At 66.1% G+C, this 20,347-nt stretch carries 16 protein-coding genes; 7 read left to right on the top strand and 9 right to left on the bottom strand.

Translation table 11 applies throughout. The features are described from left to right. Entirely contained in the window at positions 1-759 is a 759-nt protein-coding gene (locus V5F68_RS21765) for an amino acid ABC transporter ATP-binding protein (RefSeq protein ID WP_394015318.1), read from the bottom strand. A 371-nt stretch (positions 760-1,130) separates the two neighbouring features. Here V5F68_RS21765 and V5F68_RS21770 point away from each other — a divergent pair, with 371 nt between their 5' ends. Continuing rightward, positions 1,131-2,243 (top strand): alanine racemase, encoded by a 1,113-nt coding sequence (locus V5F68_RS21770; RefSeq protein ID WP_394015317.1) that lies wholly within the window; start codon positions 1,131-1,133, stop codon positions 2,241-2,243. A gap of 176 nt (positions 2,244-2,419) precedes the next feature. Here V5F68_RS21770 and V5F68_RS21775 read toward each other — a convergent pair whose 3' ends face one another. The 7 genes from V5F68_RS21775 to V5F68_RS21805 form a co-directional block, all read right to left on the bottom strand. After that, a complete protein-coding gene (locus tag V5F68_RS21775; protein WP_394015316.1) occupies positions 2,420-3,667 on the bottom strand; it encodes a phenylacetate--CoA ligase family protein in 1,248 nt (415 codons plus the stop codon). 202 nt (positions 3,668-3,869) lie between these two features. Further along, complete coding sequence (locus V5F68_RS21780; protein WP_394015315.1) at positions 3,870-4,709, bottom strand: ABC transporter ATP-binding protein; 840 nt, start codon at positions 4,707-4,709, stop codon at positions 3,870-3,872. 140 nt (positions 4,710-4,849) lie between these two features. Continuing rightward, a complete protein-coding gene (locus V5F68_RS21785) occupies positions 4,850-6,070 on the bottom strand; it encodes an ABC transporter substrate-binding protein (RefSeq protein ID WP_394015531.1) in 1,221 nt (406 codons plus the stop codon). Positions 6,071-6,202: 132 nt separating this feature from the next. After that, positions 6,203-7,273 (bottom strand): branched-chain amino acid ABC transporter permease, encoded by a 1,071-nt coding sequence (locus tag V5F68_RS21790; protein WP_394015314.1) that lies wholly within the window; start codon positions 7,271-7,273, stop codon positions 6,203-6,205. Between the two features lie 4 nt (positions 7,274-7,277). Further along, positions 7,278-8,171 (bottom strand): branched-chain amino acid ABC transporter permease, encoded by an 894-nt coding sequence (locus tag V5F68_RS21795; RefSeq protein WP_394015313.1) that lies wholly within the window; start codon positions 8,169-8,171, stop codon positions 7,278-7,280. Between the two features lie 43 nt (positions 8,172-8,214). Then, a complete protein-coding gene (locus V5F68_RS21800) occupies positions 8,215-10,173 on the bottom strand; it encodes a long-chain fatty acid--CoA ligase (protein WP_394015312.1) in 1,959 nt (652 codons plus the stop codon). Positions 10,174-10,180: 7 nt separating this feature from the next. Then, complete coding sequence (locus V5F68_RS21805) at positions 10,181-11,029, bottom strand: ABC transporter ATP-binding protein (RefSeq protein WP_394015311.1); 849 nt, start codon at positions 11,027-11,029, stop codon at positions 10,181-10,183. 168 nt (positions 11,030-11,197) lie between these two features. Here V5F68_RS21805 and V5F68_RS21810 point away from each other — a divergent pair, with 168 nt between their 5' ends. From V5F68_RS21810 to V5F68_RS21835, 6 genes are all read left to right on the top strand, one after another. Further along, the gene (locus tag V5F68_RS21810) at positions 11,198-12,820 is read left to right on the top strand and encodes an AMP-binding protein (protein WP_394015310.1); all 1,623 of its coding nucleotides are present in this window, start codon (positions 11,198-11,200) and stop codon (positions 12,818-12,820) included. Positions 12,821-13,081: 261 nt separating this feature from the next. Next, positions 13,082-13,762: a TetR/AcrR family transcriptional regulator gene (locus V5F68_RS21815; RefSeq protein WP_394015309.1), complete on the top strand. Its 681-nt coding sequence runs from the start codon at positions 13,082-13,084 to the stop codon at positions 13,760-13,762. Between the two features lie 153 nt (positions 13,763-13,915). Next, positions 13,916-15,523 (top strand): carboxyl transferase domain-containing protein, encoded by a 1,608-nt coding sequence (locus tag V5F68_RS21820; protein ID WP_394015308.1) that lies wholly within the window; start codon positions 13,916-13,918, stop codon positions 15,521-15,523. 118 nt (positions 15,524-15,641) lie between these two features. Then, entirely contained in the window at positions 15,642-16,418 is a 777-nt protein-coding gene (locus V5F68_RS21825; protein ID WP_394015307.1) for an enoyl-CoA hydratase/isomerase family protein, read from the top strand. Continuing rightward, positions 16,415-18,418 (top strand): acetyl/propionyl/methylcrotonyl-CoA carboxylase subunit alpha, encoded by a 2,004-nt coding sequence (locus V5F68_RS21830; RefSeq protein WP_394015306.1) that lies wholly within the window; start codon positions 16,415-16,417, stop codon positions 18,416-18,418. Before V5F68_RS21825 ends, V5F68_RS21830 begins: the two co-directional genes overlap by 4 nt. After that, positions 18,415-19,317 carry a hydroxymethylglutaryl-CoA lyase gene (locus V5F68_RS21835; protein ID WP_394015305.1) on the top strand — a complete coding sequence of 301 codons (903 nt, stop codon included), beginning with the start codon at positions 18,415-18,417 and terminating at the stop codon, positions 19,315-19,317. The genes V5F68_RS21830 and V5F68_RS21835 overlap by 4 nt, the downstream gene beginning before the upstream one ends. A 146-nt stretch (positions 19,318-19,463) precedes the next feature. Here V5F68_RS21835 and V5F68_RS21840 read toward each other — a convergent pair whose 3' ends face one another. After that, positions 19,464-20,330, bottom strand: a complete 867-nt coding sequence (locus V5F68_RS21840; RefSeq protein WP_394015304.1) for a type 1 glutamine amidotransferase — start codon at positions 20,328-20,330, stop codon at positions 19,464-19,466. Positions 20,331-20,347 lie beyond the last annotated feature (17 nt).

The following is a 20,347-nucleotide window of genomic DNA, read 5'->3' on the forward strand; positions in this document are numbered from 1 at the left end:
TTATTTCAAAGACGAGGCGATGAAGCGCTGGCAACGCTCGCTGTTCGGGGCGCCGAACACCTGGGCGGCGGTGCCGTCCTCCTCGATGCGCCCCTCGTGCAGGAACAGCACCCGGTCGGAGGCATCGCGCGCGAACCCCATCTCGTGGGTGACCACCAGCATGGTCATCCCGTCCTGCGCGAGGTCGCGCATCACCTGGAGCACTTCGCCGGTCAGCTCGGGGTCGAGCGAGGAGGTGGCTTCGTCGAACAGCATCACCTTGGGCTGCATGGCGAGGGCCCGCGCGATGGCGACGCGCTGCTGCTGGCCGCCCGAGAGGCGGGAGGGATAGGCATCCTGCTTGGCGATCAGGTTCACCTTCTGCAGGAAATGGCGCGCGATCTCGGCGGCTTCCTTGGCCGGGGTGCGCTTCACCTGGGTCAGCGCTTCCGTGACATTCTGGAGCACTGTCATGTGCGGCCACAGGTTGAACTGCTGGAACACCATGCCGAGCTTGGTGCGAATGCGGGTGATGGTCTTGCGGTCCTGGCGGGCGTTGGAGGCGGGCGTCGCCTCCAGCACGTCGCCGTCGATGATGATGGCGCCGGAGGTGGGCTGCTCCAGATAGTTCAGGCAGCGCAGGAAAGTGCTTTTTCCCGAGCCGCTGGCGCCGATCAGGCTCACCACCGTGCCCTGCGCCACCGAAAGCGAAATGCCGCGCAGCACCTCGACGGCTCCGAACGACTTGCGCAGGTCTATGGTTTCGATAATCGCGGACACCGCAGTCGTCCCCTGTTCTCGGGCTGCCTCGGCGCTGGCATCGTCCGAATTCCATATATACGTCACATATACGAATGCCCCGATCAAGGCGGTTTTGCAGTGCGGGACGAACGAATGTTGGGCAAGAGGTGCCGCCGAATTCGGCAAGTGGCGCAGCAAGTGGCGCGCCATGCGGCGATGCAAGCGGCGCCGAACTGGCGCGACGTGTGGGGCGGGCCTATGCAGGGCGGCAGACACCGTGCAAGAGGGGGCCGTTCCGCAGGGAAATCCCTCTGACGCCTGGAAACGCGTGACGCCGCGGCACGGATAAAGCCCTTGAGCCGCACCCTCAGTCTATGTATATCTCACGTATATCTAATATGGATGCCGCTATGCTGAGCCAGGATCAAACCGCGCAGATGCCATCGGCCGCCGGCCAGCCGAGCGCGCTGCCGCTGCCGCCTTTCCCCGTGGAGACGCCGTGCTTCGTCATTCTGGAGGAGGGTGTGCTCCATAATCTGGAGCAGACGGCGGCGCGCGCCGGCGGCATCGCCCGCCTGATGCCGCACGTGAAGACCCATCGCGCGCCCTGGATCACCGAGCTGATGATCGCGCGCGGCGTGCGCGCCTTCAAGGCGGCGGTGCCGGCGGAAGTGGAGATGGCGAGCGAAGCGGGAGCCGCGCTGGTGGTGTGGGCCTATCCCACCGTCAATCCGGTGGCGATCCGCCGCGTCGCCGCCGCCGCGCGGCACAATCCGGCGGTGCGCATCGAGGCTTTGGTGGATTCCCCGGAAGGCTTCGCCGCCTGGGCCCGGGAGCTGGAGGCGGCTCCCGCCGGCAATATCGGGCTGCGGGTCGATCTCGATCCCGGCCTCGGGCGCACCGGCCTGCCCATCGCCCCGGTTGCCGTGGAACTGGCCGAGCGCATCGCGGCGGCAGGCCTGTTCGCCGGCTGGCATGCCTATGACGGCCACATCCAGGATGCCGACCGCACGGCGCGCGAAGGGCGCCTCGCCGGCGTGATGCAGGCGGTGCGCGAGCTGATGGCGCTTGCCGCCGCACGCAATCTCTCCACCGATCTGATCGCCGCCGGCAGCTATTCCTTCAACCTCTGGCCGGCGGATCTCGCGCGCTGGGTTTCGCCCGGCAGCTTCACCTATTCCAGCGCCCAGCACGGCGCGGACCTGGAGGATCTCGACTGGCAGGTGGCGGCCTATGTGCTCGCGACCGTGCTCTCGGTGCGCGAGGAGACGGCGACGCTCGATGCCGGCTCCAAGGCGATCTCGCCCGATATTCCGCTCGCCAAGCGGTTCGAGGGCGGCGGCGCCATCCGCATGATGAAGGAAGAGCACGTGGTGGTGGAAACCAAGGCGCTCAGCGTCGGCCAGCAGGTGCCGCTGGTGCCGCGCCACGCCTGCACGGCGGCCTATCTTTATTCCCGCGCCTTGGTGCGGCTGCGCGACGGCAGCTGGGAATATCGCGACCAGCTCGGCGCCAATCGCTGAAGCGCTTTAGCCGGTTGGGAATTGGCCGGGCGCGACCGCCGAAGGCCCCTCCCCCGCACGCGGGAGAGGGGATTTAACGCGTCGGCCGACAAAGCGCTCATCTCATACGCGACGCCCTGCTCCCGCACACCGGAGAGGGGGCGGGGGGCACATGGCAGGGCCCGTTCGGCGCGGGCTCACCCCACCGTGCGGCGGTCGTCGATGGTCTTGGCGTCCGCCGGCAAGCTTCCCGGCGCCAAAAGGGCGAGGCGGCAGCGCAGCTTGGTGGAGGCGCGCACATCCTCCAGCAACGCCTCCTGGGAGAGCGCGCCGCCGTCCGCCACTTCCACTTCCAGCAGCATGTCGTCGCTGTCGCCGGCGCGGTCCACCACCAGGCGGGCCCGCGCGATGCCGGGATGCTTCTTCACCGCCGCGCTCACCTGCACGGGATGTACGAACATGCCGCGGATCTTCGTCACCTGGTCCGCCCGCCCGAGCCAGCCGCGCAGGCGCGTGTTGGTGCGCCCGCATGGGCTGATGCCGGGCAGGACGGCGGAGAGATCGCCGGTGGCGAAGCGGATGAGGGGATAGTCGCATTCCAGCAGCGTCACCACCACTTCGCCCACCTCGCCCTCGTGCTCCACGGGGTCGGGCGTGCCGGGGCGCAGGATCTCGATGATGAGATCCTCGTCGGCGATCAGGCCCTCTTCCGCCTCGCTCTCATAGGCCACGAGGCCGAGGTCGGCGGTGCCGTAGCATTGGCGCGCGAGGATGCCGGCGGCTTTCATCTCGGCGCGCTGGCTGGGCAGGAACGCTTCGCCGGAAACCAGCGCCTTCTTCAGAGAGGAAATGTCGGCGCCTTCCTCGCGCGCCTTGTCCACCAGGATCTTCAGGAAGGAAGGCGTGCCGCCATAGCCGTGCGGGCGGATGTCGGCGATGGCGCGCAATTGCAGGTCGGTCTGGCCGACGCCGCCCGGCACCACCGCGCAGCCCAGCGCATGGGCGCCGCTCTCCACCATCGAGCCGGCGGGGGTGAGGTGGTAGGAGAAGCAATTGTGCACGATCTCCCCGGCCCGGAAGCCGGCGGCGAACAGCGCGCGGGCGAAACGCCAGTAATTGGGTCGCCGCCCCTCGGGATCGTAGATCGGCCCGGGCGACATGAAGATGCGCGCCATCTGCCCCGGCGCAGCCCCGTTGAGCCCGCCGAACGGCAGGTTTTTCGGCTGGATCTCCAGCAGGTCGGACTTGCGCGTGACGGGCAGCTGCGCGAGCGCGGCGCGGCTGATTATGGCGTCGGGGTCCACATCCTTCAGCAGGGCGCCGAAAAAGGCGGAGCGGGTTTTGGCCGTCGCCACCTGCGCCGCCAGCGCCTCCATGAGCGCGGCTTCGCGCAGATGGGGATCGCGGGTCTCGGCGGCGTCGTAATGGCGGCTGCGGTCGTTCATGTCTTGCTCCCTTGCCGCTGCGCGGCCCCCTTCCCAGCCCTCCCCCGCACGCGGGAGAGGGGGCTTGCCGCGCGCACAGGTTGAAAGCCCTCTCCCGCCCGAACTCGGCTGTTGCCGAGTTCGGCACAGTCAGGTGCCGAAGTCGGAAACATCCCACTTCGGTTCGGGGGAGAGTTGGGAGGGGGCACGGCGGGGTCCGGCCTCACAGCCACCTCTTCCTGCGCTTGAACGATTTCAGGTTCTTGAAGGATTTGCGCTCCTCCCCGCCGCCCTGGCCGAGATAGAATTCCTTCACGTCCTCATTGTTCGCGAGCTGCTCGGCGGTGCCGTCCAGCACGATCTTGCCCTGCTCCATGATGTAGCCGAAATCCGCCACGCTTAGCGCCACGCGGGCGTTCTGCTCCACCAGCAGGATGGTCACGCCGAGATCCTGGTTGAGCTGCTTGATGATGGAGAACACCTCCTTCACCATCAGCGGCGAGAGGCCCATGGAGGGCTCGTCCATCAGGATCAGCTTGGGGCGCGCCATCATGGCCCGGCCGATGGCCAGCATCTGCTGCTCGCCGCCGGAGAGATAGCCGGCGAGCCCGGTGCGCTCCTTCAGGCGGGGGAAATAGCCGTACACGCGCTCGATATCGTCCTTCACCCCGTTGTCCTTGCGGGTGAAGGCACCGAGCCGCAGATTCTCCAGCACCGTCATGTCCGAGATGATGCGGCGCCCCTCCATCACCTGGAAGATGCCGCGCCGCACGATCTTGTCCGGCTCGATGCCGTTGAGCCGCTCGCCGAGGAAGGTGACGTCCCCGCGCGTGATCTCGCCGTCCTCGGTCTTCAGCAGGCCGGAGATCGCCTTCAGCGTGGTGGACTTGCCGGCGCCGTTGGAGCCGAGCAGGGCCACGATCTTGCCCTCCGGCACCTTCAGCGACAGGCCGCGCAGCACCAGGATGACGTCGTTATAGACCACCTCGATATTGTTCACCGCCAGCATGGGCGCGGGCGCGGCCTCGGGGCGGATATCGAGCTTCAAAGCGGCGTTGGACATGGCTCGGGTCCTGGGCGCGAACCCTCTCCCGCTTGCGGGGGAGGGCAGGGAGGGGGAAATGCCGGGAGGCGGCCCGCGCGGCCCCCTCCCCAACCCTCTCCCGCGCGCGGGAGAGGGCGCACGTTGCGCAGGCCGTCAGCTCACCAGCCGAGCAGGTCGGTCTTGCGCGGCAGGTTGATGGTGGTGACCTTCTCCAGCTTGATGGCGCCGCTCTTCACGAGGTCGGAGACGCTGCCCTCGGTGGCGCCGGAGACCACGGCGCGATAGAGATCGACCGTGGTGGTGGGGCGGTGGTCGCTGGCGGTCCAGGTGGAGGGATTGCACACCCCCTCCGTGCCCTTGGGCACCCAGTTTGCCTTCTGGTACATGCCGTCGCGGATCTTCGGGCCGGTGACGCCGCCGTTCTTGTCGGCCCATTCCATCGCTTCCTTCATGTACATGACGGTGCAGATGGCGGCCATGTAGTGCACCGGGCGATAGGTATTGCCGCTCGGGTCGGACATCTTGGAAATGTCCTTGAAGGTGGCGAGGCCGGGCGCCTCGCCGGTCCAGGTCACGGCGGTGCGCACGGGGAAGATGACGCCGTTGGCCGCGCTGCCGGCCGCCTTCATGGCGTTCTCATCCATGCCCCACACATTGCCGAAGAACTGCACCTTCACGCCGGCGGTCTCGCACGCCTTGAGCACCGAGATGTTGGAGCCGGCGGTATTGCCGAGATAGGCGTAGTTCGCGCCGGACTGCTTGAGCGTGAGGCACTGGGCGGTGTAGTCGCCGGGGGTGAGCGCGAAGGTGATGGGGTCCAGCACCTCGAAGCCCAGCTCCTTGGCATAGGCCTCCGCCGCCGCCTTGGGCGAATTGGGGAACGGATGGTTGGCGCCCATGTGCACCCATTTGGGCTTGCCCTGGCCGCCCTTGGCCTTCCAGTCGTCGGCGGCCCACTGCACCTCGGCGCGGGCGGCGTCCGAATAGGATGGGCCGTAGAAGAAATTATACGGCGCGGCGCGCTCGCTCTTGGGGCCGCCCTTGCCGGTGGGGTCGGTGAGGGTCGCGGCATAGGAGCCGGAATAATAGGGAATCTCTTCCTTGGTCACCATGGCGACCAGCGCCTCGGTATCGGCGGTGCCCCAGCCCTGGATCGCGACCACCTTGTCGCCGCCGACCCATTTCTTAAAGGCGGCCAGCGCGCGGGGCACCTGATAGCCGTATTCGTTGAAGTCGGAATTGATGGGCTTGCCGTTCACGCCGCCGTTCTTGTTGATATAGGCGATGGCGTCCTGCACGCCCTGGCCGTAGGGCGTGCCCACGTCCGAGGTGCCGCCGGAATAGTCCGCGAGATGGCCGATGTTGATGGACTGGGCCATGGCCGGCGCCGCCGCCGAAAGGGCGATGACGCTGACGAGGGTGGTGGCGATCCGTTTCATGCACGTCTCCTTGGGTTTGGGTGTTTCCTCGTGCGGCCGCCGCTCGTTGCTGGCGCCGGTCCGCGATCCTGCTCAATAGGAGAAGGGGTAGAGCTTCCAATAGGCCTTGATCTGCTTCCAGCGATGGGCGAGCCCGTCCGGCTCGAAAATCAGGAACAGGATGATGGTGGCGCCGATCAGCATCTCGCGCATGTAGGTGATGCCGTCCTTCAGATGCAGCGCCTTGTCGATGGCACTGCCCTGCAGCACGCCCGCGAGCGCGCCGGTCAGCTCCGGCAGCAGCACCATGAAGATGGTGCCGAGCAGCGAGCCCATGATGGAGCCGAGCCCGCCGATGATGATCATCGCCAGGAACTGGATGGAGAACAGGATGTCCAATCCCTCCACCGACATGTAGCCGATGTAGTGGGCATAGAGCGCCCCGCCGATGCCGGCGTAGAAGGACGAGATGCCGAACGCCATGGTGCGGTATTTGGCCAGGTTCACGCCCATCATCTCGGCGGAGAGATAATGATCGCGCACCGCGATCAGCGCGCGCCCGTCGCGGGTGCGCATGAGGTTCGCGGCGAACAGATACATCACCACCACGAACACCAGCACCACGTAGAAATAGCGCCGGTCCCCGGACATGTCGAAGCCGAGGATGGTGAACGGCGCCGCCACCGCCCCCGAGGAGCCGCCGGTGAACCAGGTGGCCCGCACGAAGAAGTCTTGCAGGATGAACTGGGCGGCGAGCGTCGCGATGGCGAGGTAGAGGCCCTTGACCCGTGTCGCCGGCAGGCCGAACAGCAGGCCCACGGCGGTGGTCCACACCCCCGCCAACACGATCGCGATCGGCACCGGCACGCCGTGCTCGGCGAGATAGGCGGACGCAAATCCGCCGAAGCCGAAGAACACCGCATGGCCGATGGAGATCTGGCCCGAGAAGCCGACCAATATGTTCAGCCCCAGCGCGGCGATGCCGAGATAGCCGATCTGGATCAGCAGGCTCAGCAAATAGGTGCTGAGGAACAGGGGCGCGAGCGCCAGCAGGATGATGCCGCCGACGATGAAGGCGAAGGTCAGGCGGGTATCGAAGATCGTCTGGTCGGCGCGGTAGCTGGTGCGATAATCGCCGCACGGGCGCATGGTGTCGGTGGCCATGGCGCTAGACCCTCTCGATGTCGCGGGTGCCGAACAGGCCGTAAGGCTTGATCATGAGAATGATGATGAGGACGTAGAAGGGAACGATTTCATACAGGTTTCCCCAGTGCAGGAACTGGCTGTCGAAATAATGGGCGATGTTTTCCAGCAGGCCGATGATGAGCCCGCCCACCACCGCGCCGAACACCGAATCGAGCCCGCCGAGGATCACCGCCGGGAACACCTTGATGCCGAAGAACGAGAGCGCGGAGGACACGCCGTTAACGATGCCCACCACCACGCCCGCGACCGCGGAGACGGCCGCCGAGATGCCCCAGGAGAGGGCGAACATCTGGCGCACCGAGATGCCGAGCGATTGCGCCACCTGCTGGTTGAAGGCGGTGGCCCGCATGGCGAGGCCGATCTTGGAATATTTGAAGAACCAGGCGAAGCCCGCCATGATCAGCACGCTGACCCCGGTGGACATCAGATAGGCGCTCTGCACCTGGAGCCCGAAGATATCCACCTTGCTGACGGCGAAGATCGGCGGGAACGGCTGCGCGAACGTGCCGAACATCCATTTCATCAGCGCCTGGAAGAAGATGCTGAGGCCGATGGTGACCATGATCACCGAGATCACCGGCTCGCCGATCAGCGGCCGCAGCACCAGCATCTGCAGCGCCAGGCCGAACAGCATCATGAAGGCGAGCGAGATCAGGAAGCCCCAGATGAAGGGGATCTGCCAATAGGTCAGCAGCCACCAGCAGGCCCAGGCGCCGATGAGCAGGAATTCGCCCTGGGCGAAGTTCACCACCTGGGAGGCCTTGTAGATGAGCACGAAGCACATGCCCACCACGCCATAGAGCGTGCCGATGATGAGGCCGTTGATGCAGAGCTGGATGAAGAGCTGAAAGGTCACTTCACGCCTCCCGCTTGCTGAGTGTGTGAGCTGGAACGGCGCATCATGCGGCCCTCTTCTTGCCGGAGGTGGAAGCCGTCGGCGCCAGCTTCAGGTCGATGACCTTGAGCGTGGTGCGGATGCGCTGTTTCGTGCCGTCCTGGAAGGCGATGGTGGTGTCCACGTCGATGTTCGGATCGCCGCGATACATGGCGTCGATGATCTCGCCATAGCGCTCGTTGATGACGCCGCGCCGCACCTTGCGGGTGCGTGTCAGCTCGCCGTCGTCCGCGTCCAATTCTTTGTAGAGCAACAGGAATTTCGAGATGCGCTGCTTCTCGGGCAAGGTCTTGTTCACCTGCTCCACCTCGCGGCGGAGCATGTCCGTCACCTCCTGCTTGGCCGAGAGGTCGGTATAGGTGGTAAAGGAGATGCGGTTCTTCTCCGCCCATTTGGACACGATGGGGAAGCGGATGCAGATCATGGCGGCGAGATGCTCGCGCCCGTCGCCCAGGATCACCGCTTCCGCCACATAGGGCGAGAATTTCAGCTTGTTCTCGATATATTGCGGCGAGAAACGGTCGCCATGGGCGGTCTGCGCCATGTCGCGCACGCGGTCGATCACCACCAGATGGCCGCGCGGATTGACGAAGCCGGCATCGCCGGTGCGCATCCAGCCGCCATCCACGAACGACTTCGCGCTTTCTTCCGGATTCTTGTAATAGCCGGTGAATGTATTGCCGTGGCGCGTGACGATTTCACCGAGCCCGTTGGGATCGGGATCGTCGATGCGGATTTCCACCCCGTTCATCGGCACGCCGACCGTGTCGAAATCGACGTCGCTGGCGGTGTGGATGGTATAGGCGCCCAGCAGTTCCGTCTGGCCGTAGAGCTGGCGCATGGGCACGCCGAGCGCGAGGAAGAAGCGGAACGTATCCGGCCCTAGGGCGGCGCCGCCGGTGGCCGCCGATTTCAGGTGCGAGAAGCCGAGGCGGTCGCGCAGGGCCCGGAACAGGATGAAGTCCGCGAGCTTGGAGCGCTGCCCGCGATCGAGCGCCGCGAGGCCGAGCTTCATGCCGAAGTCGAACATGGCCCGCTTGAGGACCGAGGCATCCATCATGCGCGCACGCACGTCGGCGGCGATCTGCTCCCACACGCGCGGGGCGAACAGCACGAAGGTCGGTCCGATCTCGCGCATGTCGGCCATGGTGGTCTCCGGCTCCTCGACGAAGTTCACCTTCATGCGGGAGAGCAGGGCCTGACCGAAGGCGTAGATCTGCTCCATGATCCACGGCATCTGCAGCACGGAGACATATTCATCGTCCGGCCCGCGCATGTCGGCGGCGAGATAGGCCGCGCAATGGCGCAGCACGGCGCCGCCTGTGAGCATGGCGAGCTTGGGATGGGAGGTGGTGCCCGACGTGGTGCACAAGATCGCGACATCGGCGCCCGAGCCCTGATTGACGAGGCGTTCGTAGAACTCCGGCTCCGCCGCCGCGCGCGCCGCGCCGCGGGCTTCAAGGTCCGCCAGGGACACGAGGCGGGCATCCTCGTATTTGCGCAGGCCGCGCGGGTCGGAATAGATGATGTGCCGCACGGTGGGGATGCGCTCCTCCAGCTGGAGGAGCTTGTCCACCTGTTCCTCGTCTTCGGCGAAAATGATCGCCACGCCCGCATAGGTGACGAGATAGGCGACCTCGTCCGCCAGCGCGTCGCGATAGATGCCGAGCGATTGCCCGCCGACCGCATGGATGGCGATCTCGCCCATCAGCCATTCCGGCCGGTTGTCGCCGAGCAGCGAGATCACGTCGCCGCGCGCGACGCCAAGATCGAGCAGGCCGAGGGCCATGTTCTGCACGCGGGTGTTCACCTGCTGCCAGGTATAGGCATTCCAGATGCCGAGGTCTTTCTCGCGCAGCCAGGTATCCGTGGGGTGCTGGCGCGCATTGAGCGCGAGCAGCTTGGGAAACGTGTCGTAGATCGCCACGTCGGGCAAAGCGGAGGCGGGGCTGTTCACGCTCATGACTGCCTCACGCGGACACGGCCTGGAGGAGGGGCTCATCCTCGACGACAAGGTCTTCCTCGCCGAGATAGGCCTTGCGGACATTGGGATTGGCCAGCACTTCGGCGGGCAGGCCCTCGGCGATCTTGCGGCCGAAATCGAGCACCATCACGCGGTGGGAAATGTCCATCACCACCCCCATGTCATGCTCGATCATGATGATCGTCATGCCCCACTCTTCATTGAGATCGACGATGTAACGGGCCATGTCCTCTTTCTCTTCGAGGTTCATGCCGGCCATGGGCTCATCCAGCAGGATCAGCTTGGGCTGCAGGGCGACGGCGCGCGCCAGCTCCACGCGCTTGCGCAGGCCATAGGAGAGGGTGCCGGCGGTGGCCTTGCGCACGTGCTGGATTTCGAGAAAGTCGATGACGTCCTCCACCGCCTTGCGGTGTTCCAGCTCTTCTTTCTGCGCGCCGCCGATCCAGTAGATCGCGCCTGTGAACAAATTGTTCTTCAGCAGATGGTGGCGGCCGACCATGATGTTGTCGAGCACGCTCATGTGGTGGAACAGGGCGAGATTCTGGAACGTGCGGCCGATGCCGGCGGCGGCGCGCTTGTTCGGCTTCAGGCGGGTGATGTCCTGCCCGTCGAACGCAATGCGGCCTTCCTGCGGCGAGTAGCGCCCGGAAATGCAGTTCAGCAAAGACGTCTTTCCAGCGCCATTTGGACCGATGACGGAGAACAGTTCGCCGTTGCGGACGGAAAATCCGACGTTGCTCAGCGCCTTGAGGCCGCCGAAGCGCAGCGAAATGTTATCGACATTCAACAACGACGAGTCGGCGACGGACGCGCCAGGACCCTTGCCTGTCGACATGTTCCCCTCCCGAATTCCGCATATGAGCGGGTGGCTTCTTTGGCCGCATCCCACATTGTGAGATGAATTGGATTGATTATCTAGCGAACGTTTGCTTCTTTCAAGGGACATCGCATATGGACATCCGAAATATTGCGACATGCACCTTTTTGTCTCACATTGTAGGACATGAACGACGAACTTGATCCGACCGCGCCCAAGGGCGCGCAAAGCCTTGGGCGGGCCATCTCCGTGCTGCGGGTGGTGGCCAATGCCGCCCCGCATCCCGTCCGCCTCGCCGACCTGATCCAGGGCACCGGCCTGTCGAAGGCCACGGCCCATCGGCTCGCAACGACCCTGGTCTTCGAGACCCTGCTGGCCTACGACCCCCGCGACCGATGCTATTCCCTCGGCGCGTTCTTCTCGAAGTTCGTGGCCGGCAAAGGCCAAGTCGCCGCCCGCCTTCCGATCGAGGAGGATATGTCCCGCCCTGCGGCGCATCCAGGCCGCTACAGCGGCAGCAAGATTCCTCTGGCGCATCTGCTGTGCGACCGGCACCTGGCTGTAAAACGCGCCCATCCCGCGATGATCCACGAGACGGTCTCGGGCCAGACCTCAGAATTGAGCTTCGGAAAGCTCGCGGAATATTCATCTCGATTTGCCCGTGTTCTTTCGGCGGCGGGCATCAGGAAGGGCGACCGGGTCGCCGTCCTGCTCCCCAAGGGCATGGAACTGGTCATCACGGCGCTCGCCATCTGGCGGATCGGGGCCGTCTACATGCCGCTGTTTTCCACCTATTCGCCGGCGGCCGTCGAAGCCCGGCTGAAAGCCGGCGGCGTCAAGGCCGTGGTGGCGAACCGGTTCCTGATCGATCGCGCCTCCCGCTACATCAACGAGAAGACCTTCGTCTGCTTGATCGAAGGCGATCAGATCAACCGGATCGACGGCAAGGTGACCCAGTTCTGGTCGTCCATCTATGCATCCGAGCCACTCGAAGGGGTTGAAACCTACGGCGCGAACGACCCCTTCACCATGACCTATGCCCCGAGCTTCGTGGAGGCTCGCCTGGGCCTTCTGACGCCGGTTCGGGCCTTGGCGGCGATCGAGCAATATATGCGGATCGGAATGGATGTGCGCGATGACGACGTCTATTGGAACATGGCCGACCAGGGCTGGGAATACGGCATCTATTACGGTCTCATCGGTCCTCTCCTGATCGGTTGTTCGATCTTGTTCTGCGATGGGCCCTACGATGTCTCGCAGGGCTATCGCGTGCTGTCGAAGTTCCGCGTCACCAACCTCACGGCCGCCCCCTCCCAGATCAAGGCGTGGCGGCGCGGCGATCCGAACGACGCCACATCGCCCTTCGCCATCCGCATGGTCACTGTGGGGGGCGAACCGCTGCCGCCCGACGTCATTTCCTGGGTCACGCAGAAGCTCGAAGTGCCGCTGATCAACCAATATGGACACCGCGAAACCGGCATGATCGTGGGGATGAAATATGACCCCAACGACCCCGCTTCCTCCCGCCGCTCCTCGGTCGGCCGCGTGATGCCCGGCTTCGCCCTCGCGGTGCTGGACAAGCACGGCGACGAATTGCCCGCCGGCTCCGAAGGCATCCTCGCCATCGATGTGGAACGCTCGCCCTTGTTTTGGTTCCGATCCTATTTCAAGGACGATGCCAGAACAAAGACGCGATTCCAGTTCGGTGGCGACTATTATATTCTGGGCGATACAGGTTTCATCGACGAGGAAGGGTGGGTCCACTACAGCGGACGGGCGTCCCATGCCATATTGATGCAGAAAGATTGAAGGCGCATCCGAGCCTTGGTCATGCTGTCTCTCCCGTCATTGGCGGCCGTCTTGGCGTGGCGCGCCGGTCCCGATCATTCCGTCGGGTTTTCAGGAAACAATCGAACGTTCTTTTTCTCTCGCGGTCAAGGCCATTTTTGGCCGCGTGCGTCTTGCGTCCCCGCCGCGCTGCGCTCACTCTAGGCGGGGCGCCGGGGTAGGCGGCCCAGCCGATGTCCGAGGATCGTGCGCCCAAGAGCGCGATTGCAAATTGAGAAAAAGATGGCGCGTACAGTCGGTTCCAACGGTGCCCGCACCGCCCAGGCGATCCGCCAGGCGGGGGTGCTGCTGATCTACAAGCACGGCTACGAGGCCATGAGCCTGCGGCAGCTCGCTGCCGAAGTCGGTCTGCAGTCCGGCTCGCTGTACAAGTATTTTGAGAACAAGCAGAGCCTGCTGTTCGACATCGTGCGCGATCACATGGAAGACCTCACAGCCAAGGCGCGCGAGGCCCTGGAAGGGCTGGAGACGCCGCTGGATCGGCTGAAGGCATTCGTGGGCTTTCACCTGCGCTATCACATGACACGGCGCGCCCATGTCTTCATCGCCAACATGGAAATCCGCTCGCTGGACGACGAGCACCGCGCCGTGGTGGTGGAGATGCGGCGCAGCTACGAGGGGCTCTTGGAGCAGATCCTGCGCGAGGGCGCCGCGCAGGGCGTGTTCCAGGTGCGCGAACCGAAGGTCTCCACCTACGCCATCATTTCCATGCTCACCGGGATCTGCATGTGGTACCGGCCCGACGGGCGGCTGAGCCAGGATGATCTTGTGGAGATCTATGGCAACCTCGTCACCCAGGGCGTCGCGCCGGGAGCGCCGCAGGCGCTGGCCGCGTCTCTTGAAGCGCCGCTCCTTGCGGCGGAGGTGCCGCCCGCCCGCGCCAAGCGCAAGGCGCGCGCCTGATTTGTCCTTGCGGTTCTCATAAAAAAACGTACGATCGTTTCTAAGCCGACAACGAGCGGCACGGGAGGACGACGCGTCGAGGTTCCGCCCGCTTTTTCGGCAGGGCGTTCCGGCGTTCCTTCTTCCGCAATCGACACTCAGGGGTGAGGCCTCATGGCGATCATCGAGGATGCGGTGGACCGCCGCTCCGAAGCCTATCACCGCAATCGCGAAGCGCTGTTCGCCAGTGTCAGCGACCTGCGCGAGAAGGTGGAGGGCATCTCTCAGGGCGGCGGGGAGGTCGCGCGCGAGCGCCATCTCAAGCGGGGCAAGCTGCTGCCGCGCGACCGCATCCGTACCCTGCTGGACACCGGCTCGCCCTTTCTCGAACTCAGCCAACTCGCCGCCTATGACATGTACGGCGGCGATGTGCCCGCCGCTGGCATCATCACCGGCATCGGCCGGGTTTCCGGCCGCGAATGCATGATCGTCGCCAATGACGCGACGGTGAAGGGCGGCACCTATTTCCCCATGACGGTGAAGAAGCACCTGCGCGCCCAGGCCATCGCGCGGGAGAATCACCTGCCCTGCGTCTATCTCGTGGACAGCGGTGGCGCGAACCTGCCCAACCAGGACGAAGTGTTCCCGGACCGCGAGCATTTTGGCCGCATCTTCTTCAACCAGGCCAATATGTCGGCCGAGGGCATCGCCCAGGTGGCGGTGGTCATGGGCTCCTGCACCGCCGGTGGCGCCTATGTGCCGGCCATGGCGGACCAGTCCATCATGGTGAAGAACCAGGCCACCATCTTCCTCGGCGGCCCGCCGCTGGTGAAGGCCGCGACGGGCGAGGTGGTCACCGCCGAGGAACTGGGTGGTGCGGACGTGCACACGCGGGTCTCGGGCGTCGCCGACCATATGGCGGAGAACGATGCCCACGCGCTCGGCATCGCCCGCACCATCATCGGCGATCTCAACCGGGTGAAGCGGCATGATCTCGACATCCGCCCGCCCAAGGCGCCGCTCTATGATGCGGAAGAGATCTACGGCATCGTCTCGGAAGATCCCAAGAAGCCGTTCGACGTGCGCCAGATCATCGCCCGCATCGTCGATGGCTCGGAGTTCGACGAGTTCAAGCCGCTCTATGGCCAGACGCTGGTGACGGGCTTTGCCCGCATCTTCGGCTATCCGGTGGGCATCATCGCCAATAACGGCATCCTGTTTTCCGAGAGCGCGCTGAAGGGCGCGCATTTCGTGGAATTGTGCTGCCAGCGCAATATCCCGCTGGTGTTCCTGCAGAACATCACCGGCTTCATGGTCGGCCGCAAATATGAGGCGGGGGGCATCGCCAAGGACGGCGCGAAGCTTGTGAACGCGGTCTCCTGCGCCAGCGTGCCGAAATTCACGGTGGTGATCGGCAATTCCTTCGGCGCCGGAAACTACGGCATGTGCGGGCGTGCGTACGATCCGCGCTTCCTGTGGATGTGGCCCAATGCCCGCATCTCCGTGATGGGCGGGGAACAGGCGGCGAACGTGCTCGCGCAGGTGAAGCGCGACGGCATCGAGGGCAAGGGCGGCACCTGGCCGGCGGAGGAGGAGGCCGCCTTCAAGGCGCCGATCCAGGCCCAGTACGATCGCCAGGGCCACCCGTATTATTCTTCCGCGCGGATCTGGGACGACGGGGTGATCGACCCCGCCGACACCCGCATGGTGCTGGCGCTCGCGCTCTCCGCCGCGCTCAATGCGCCGGACAGGGAGACGCGCTTCGGCGTGTTCCGCATGTGAGCGAAATTTCCACGCCCGCCGGCGGCTGTCCCCAATCTTGGGCGGAGCTGTATCTCGCCTGTCACAGCCGCTCGGCCAAAGTCCGCCACGGAACATCCTACCGGCGGAGAACAGGTCCATGAGCCTCATCGTTTCCCATGAAGACGGCATCGCCACCCTCACGCTCGACCGGCCGGAGGTGCACAACGCCTTCGACGACGGCCTGATCGCCCTGCTCACGGCCGCCTATCATCATGCCGGCAGCGACCCGGCGATCCGCGCCGTGGTCTTGCGCGCCAATGGCAAATCCTTCTGCGCCGGGGCGGACCTCAACTGGATGCGCCGCATGGCCGGCTATTCCCACGAGGAGAACGTGGCGGATGCGGGCACGCTCGCCCATCTCATCCACGTCATCGACACCTGCCCCAAGCCGACGCTGGCGCGGGTGCAGGGCGCGGCCTTCGCCGGGGCGGTGGGGCTGATCGCGGCGAGCGACATCGTGGTCGCTGTGCCGGAAGCGGAATTCGCCGTCACCGAGGTGCGCATCGGCCTCATCCCGGCGGTCATCAGCCCCTATCTGGTGCGAGCCATGGGGGCGCGGCAGGCGCGGCGCTATTTCCTCACCGCCGAGCGCTTCTCGGCGCAGACGGCGCTTGCGCTCGGCCTCGTGCACCAGGTGGTGCCGGCGGAGGAGCTGGACGGCGCCATCGCCCAGCATCTCAAGGCCTTGAAGGCGGCGAGCCCGGCGGCGCTCAAGGCGGCGAAGGAGCTGGTGGCGGCGGTGGACCGGCCGCTAACCCCCGATCTGATCGCGGACACCGCAGAGCGCATCGCCCGCGCGCGCGCCAGCACCGATGGCCGCGAGGGCGTCTCCTCCTTCCTGGAAAAACGCAAACCCGAATGGGGACAAGCATGACCCGACCCATCCGCACCCTCTTGGTGGCGAACCGGGGTGAGATCGCGGTGCGGATCATGCGCACCGCGAAAGCCATGGGGCTGAAGACCGTTGCGGTCTATTCGCAAGCCGACGCCCGTGCGCTCCATGTGGAGCGCGCGGACGAGGCCTATCCCATCGGCCCCGCCCCGGCGCGCGAGAGCTATCTCAGGATCGAGGCGATCCTCGATGCGGCGCGCATGAGCGGGGCGGACGCGATCCATCCCGGCTACGGCTTCCTGTCCGAGAATGCGGAGTTCGCGGACGCCTGCGCGCGGGCGGATATCGTGTTCGTCGGCCCGCCGGCTTCCGCGATCCGCGCCATGGGCTCCAAGAGCGCGGCCAAGGCCCTGATGGAACAGGCTGGTGTGCCCCTCGTGCCCGGCTATCACGGCAAGGACCAGGACGAAGCCCTGCTCGCCCGCAAGGCCGGCGAGATCGGCTATCCCGTGCTCATCAAGGCGTCCGCCGGGGGCGGCGGCAAGGGCATGAAGGTGGTGCGGGCGGCCGAGGAATTCGCCGAGGCGCTCGCCTCCGCCAAGCGCGAGGCGAAGAACGCCTTCGGCGACGATCAGGTGCTGATCGAGAAATACCTGACTAAGCCGCGCCATATCGAGGTGCAGGTGTTCGCCGATACCCACGGCAATGCGGTCTATCTGCACGAGCGTGACTGCTCCATCCAGCGCCGCCACCAGAAGGTGGTGGAGGAGGCGCCGGCCCCCGGCCTCACGGCGGAGCGCCGCGCGGCCATGGGCAAGGCGGCGGTGGATGCCGCCAAGGCGGTGGGCTATGTGGGCGCGGGCACGGTGGAATTCATCGCCGAGGGCGACGATTTCTTCTTCATGGAGATGAACACCCGTCTGCAGGTGGAGCATCCCGTCACCGAGGCCATCACCGGGCAGGATCTGGTGGAATGGCAAATCCGGGTGGCGCGTGGCGAAAAGCTGCCGTTGGCGCAAGGCGACATTCCCCTCATCGGCCATGCCATCGAGGTGCGGCTCTATGCCGAAGATCCGGCGCGCGATTTCCTGCCCCAGGTCGGCCGGCTCGACCATCTGCGCCTGCCGTTCGATCTCGCCGGGCTGCGGGTGGACAGCGGCGTGCGCGCCGGGGATCAGGTGTCGATCCATTACGACCCCATGATCGCGAAAATCATCGCCTCGGGCGCCGACCGCACCGAGGCCCTGGGCCGGCTCGCTGCGGCGCTGGCGGCAACCGAAGTGGTGGGCTTGCCCACCAACCGCATGTTCCTCCAGGCCATCGTTTCCGAGCCCGCGTTCGCGGCGGCGGAGCTGGACACCGGCTTCATCGAGCGGCATCGCGCGACGCTCCTGCCGGCGCCGATGCCGGTGGACGACCGGGTGCTGGCGCTCGCCGCTCTGTTCCTGCTGCTGGACGAGGCGCGGATTTCCGCCGCCGCGGCCGATCCCGCAGATCCCTGGTCGCCCTGGGGCCTCGCGCCAGGCTGGCGGCTGAACCGCTCCGCGTTCGTGGACCTGACCTTCGCCGACCATGAGACCCGCATTCCGGTGCGCGCCCATTATACCGACGGCGGCTTCCTGCTGGACCTGCCAGGCGGCCGCATGGCGGTGGAGGGCACGAGCACTGAGGACGGCGGCCTCATCGCCCGGCTGGACGGCGTGCGCACCCGCGCCCGTGTGGTGCGCAGCGGCGCGCGGCTGACCATCTTCTCCGCCGGCACCGAGCGCAGCCTCGACCATATCGACCCGCGCCTCGCCAGCATCGAGGCCACCGGCACCGCCGGCCGCCTTGTGGCGCCGATGCCGGGCACGATCATCCGCGTCGCCGTCAGCGCCGGGGAAGAGGTGACCAAGGGCACGGCCCTGGTGGTGGTGGAGGCCATGAAGATGGAGCACACGGTCACCGCCCCGCGCGACGGGCGGGTGAAGAGCGTCGCCTTCGGCGTCGGCGATCTCGTGGACGAAGGCGCGGAATTGCTGGTGCTGGAGGATGTGGCGTGAGGCGGCCGGCGCGGGTGCGCATCGTCGAGGTGGGGCCGCGCGACGGCCTGCAGAACGAGCCGGGCACCGTTCCGCTCGCCGCCAAGGTGGCGCTTATCGAGGCGCTAGCCGATGCCGGCCTCACCACCATCGAGGCGGGCAGCTTCGTTTCCCCCAAATGGGTGCCGCAGATGGCGGATACGGCGCAGGTGCTGGCGGCCATCCGGCCGCGCGAAACCGTGCGCTATCCGGCGCTGGTGCCCAATATGAAGGGGCTCGAGGGGGCGCTGGAGAGCGGCGTCTCCGAAATCGCGGTGTTCGCCGCCGCCTCGGAAGCGTTCAGCCAGCGCAACATCAATTGCTCCATCGCCGAGAGCCTGGAGCGCTTCGTGCCGGTCCTCACGGCGGCGAGCGTCGCCGGCATCGCGGTGCGCGGCTATGTGAGCTGCGTGCTCGGCTGCCCCTATCAAGGCGCGGTGCCGGTGGAGAAAGTGGTGGAGGTCTCGCGCGCGCTGGTGGAGATGGGCTGCTACGAAATCTCGCTCGGCGACACCATCGGCGTCGGCACGCCGGACAAGGCGAAGGCCATGGCGGGCGCGGTGGCCGAGGCCATCGGGGTGGAGCGCACGGCGGTGCATTTCCACGACACTTACGGACAGGCGCTCGCCAATGTGTTGGCGTGCCTCGATCTCGGCATCGCCGTGGTGGACAGCGCGGTGGCGGGGCTCGGCGGCTGCCCCTATGCCAAGGGCGCCTCCGGCAATCTCGCCACCGAGGATCTGGTCTATATGCTGGACGGCCTGGGTATCGAGACCGGCGTGGATCTGGACAAGCTCTCCGCAGCCGGGCGGGACATCACAGCCGCGCTTGGGCGCGTGCCGGCCTCCAAGGTGGCGCAGGCGCTGGCGGCGAAGCTCTAGCGTGCGCCGAGGTCGGTGGATCTGGCCCAGCCGCTGATCTGGTCGATCCGGACCAATTCCCCGTCAGAAAACTGGCAATACCTTTCCGAGCGTGCGTCAATTCCCTCTCCCGCTTGCAGGGGAGGGTTGGGGTATCGCCGGCGCCGTCAGCCCCGCCCGCGCGCCGCGCGGGTGGGAAGCACGAGCTGTTCGATCCAATTGCGGATCTCCACCGTGCGCAGATCCTTGGAGATCACGGCCCCGTCCACCCCGTGGCGCCAGACCAGGGGCTGGTTGCCGGGCTCGCGCTCCAGGGTTTCCAGATCGCCGATGAAGCTCTCCTGGGCCTCCTCGTCCTGGAAGAAGCCCTCCGCCACCAGGGAGGGGCTCAGCCGACGGAAGATGGCGGCCATTTCCCGGAACGGATATTCGGGATGGTATTGCACCGCCCAGGCGGTGCTGGCGCCGGCCGGAATTTCGGCGGCCTGAACCTGGGAATGATCGTTGGTGGCCAGCAGGCGCGCGCCCTCCGGCAAGGTTTCCACCTCGTCCAGATGCACGGTCATGGCCTCGAACACGCGCGGCTTGCCGATGAAGATGGGATGCTGCGCGCCATGCTCGGTCATGCGGATGCGGCGGCCGAAGCCGACCTCCCGCCCGCGCGGATTGCGCCGCACCACGCCGCCGGCCGAAACCGTGATGAGCTGCAGGCCCCAGCAACTGCCGAACACCGGCGTGCCGGTGGTGAAGGCGGTGCGCAGCAGTTCGATCTGCTGCTCGATGGGCAGGCCGCCATTGTAGATGTTGAGCGAGGAGCCGGTGATGGCGATGCCGTCATAGCCCTCGAGCCCGCCCGCGTCGGGCAGATTGGCACCGGGGTCCGCCGGATAGCAGATATCGACCACGGCACCGGGGCAAAGGTCGCGCAGCAGGCGGGCATACCCTTCGCTCGCCGCCTCGCCGCCGAACTTCACCTGGCGGGCGCGGGCGTCTGCGGTATTTCCTTCAACGACGAGCAAATGGGGGGCGGGCATGGATGACGATCCGAACT

The organism is Roseixanthobacter pseudopolyaromaticivorans, from assembly GCF_043195145.2.
Lineage (GTDB): Bacteria > Pseudomonadota > Alphaproteobacteria > Rhizobiales > Xanthobacteraceae > NCEH01.

What these genes read in the sequence shown, in the direction of transcription:
- V5F68_RS21770 (WP_394015317.1), top strand. Translation starts at nt 1,131, where the DNA reads ATGCTGAGCCAGGATCAAACCGCGCAGATGCCATCGGCCGCCGGCCAG.
- V5F68_RS21775 (WP_394015316.1), bottom strand. Translation starts at nt 3,667, where the DNA reads ATGAACGACCGCAGCCGCCATTACGACGCCGCCGAGACCCGCGATCCC.
- V5F68_RS21780 (WP_394015315.1), bottom strand. Translation starts at nt 4,709, where the DNA reads ATGTCCAACGCCGCTTTGAAGCTCGATATCCGCCCCGAGGCCGCGCCC.
- V5F68_RS21785 (WP_394015531.1), bottom strand. Translation starts at nt 6,070, where the DNA reads ATGGCCCAGTCCATCAACATCGGCCATCTCGCGGACTATTCCGGCGGC.
- V5F68_RS21790 (WP_394015314.1), bottom strand. Translation starts at nt 7,273, where the DNA reads ATGGCCACCGACACCATGCGCCCGTGCGGCGATTATCGCACCAGCTAC.
- V5F68_RS21800 (WP_394015312.1), bottom strand. Translation starts at nt 10,173, where the DNA reads ATGAGCGTGAACAGCCCCGCCTCCGCTTTGCCCGACGTGGCGATCTAC.
- V5F68_RS21805 (WP_394015311.1), bottom strand. Translation starts at nt 11,029, where the DNA reads ATGTCGACAGGCAAGGGTCCTGGCGCGTCCGTCGCCGACTCGTCGTTG.
- V5F68_RS21810 (WP_394015310.1), top strand. Translation starts at nt 11,198, where the DNA reads ATGAACGACGAACTTGATCCGACCGCGCCCAAGGGCGCGCAAAGCCTT.
- V5F68_RS21815 (WP_394015309.1), top strand. Translation starts at nt 13,082, where the DNA reads ATGGCGCGTACAGTCGGTTCCAACGGTGCCCGCACCGCCCAGGCGATC.
- V5F68_RS21820 (WP_394015308.1), top strand. Translation starts at nt 13,916, where the DNA reads ATGGCGATCATCGAGGATGCGGTGGACCGCCGCTCCGAAGCCTATCAC.
- V5F68_RS21825 (WP_394015307.1), top strand. Translation starts at nt 15,642, where the DNA reads ATGAGCCTCATCGTTTCCCATGAAGACGGCATCGCCACCCTCACGCTC.
- V5F68_RS21830 (WP_394015306.1), top strand. Translation starts at nt 16,415, where the DNA reads ATGACCCGACCCATCCGCACCCTCTTGGTGGCGAACCGGGGTGAGATC.
- V5F68_RS21840 (WP_394015304.1), bottom strand. Translation starts at nt 20,330, where the DNA reads ATGCCCGCCCCCCATTTGCTCGTCGTTGAAGGAAATACCGCAGACGCC.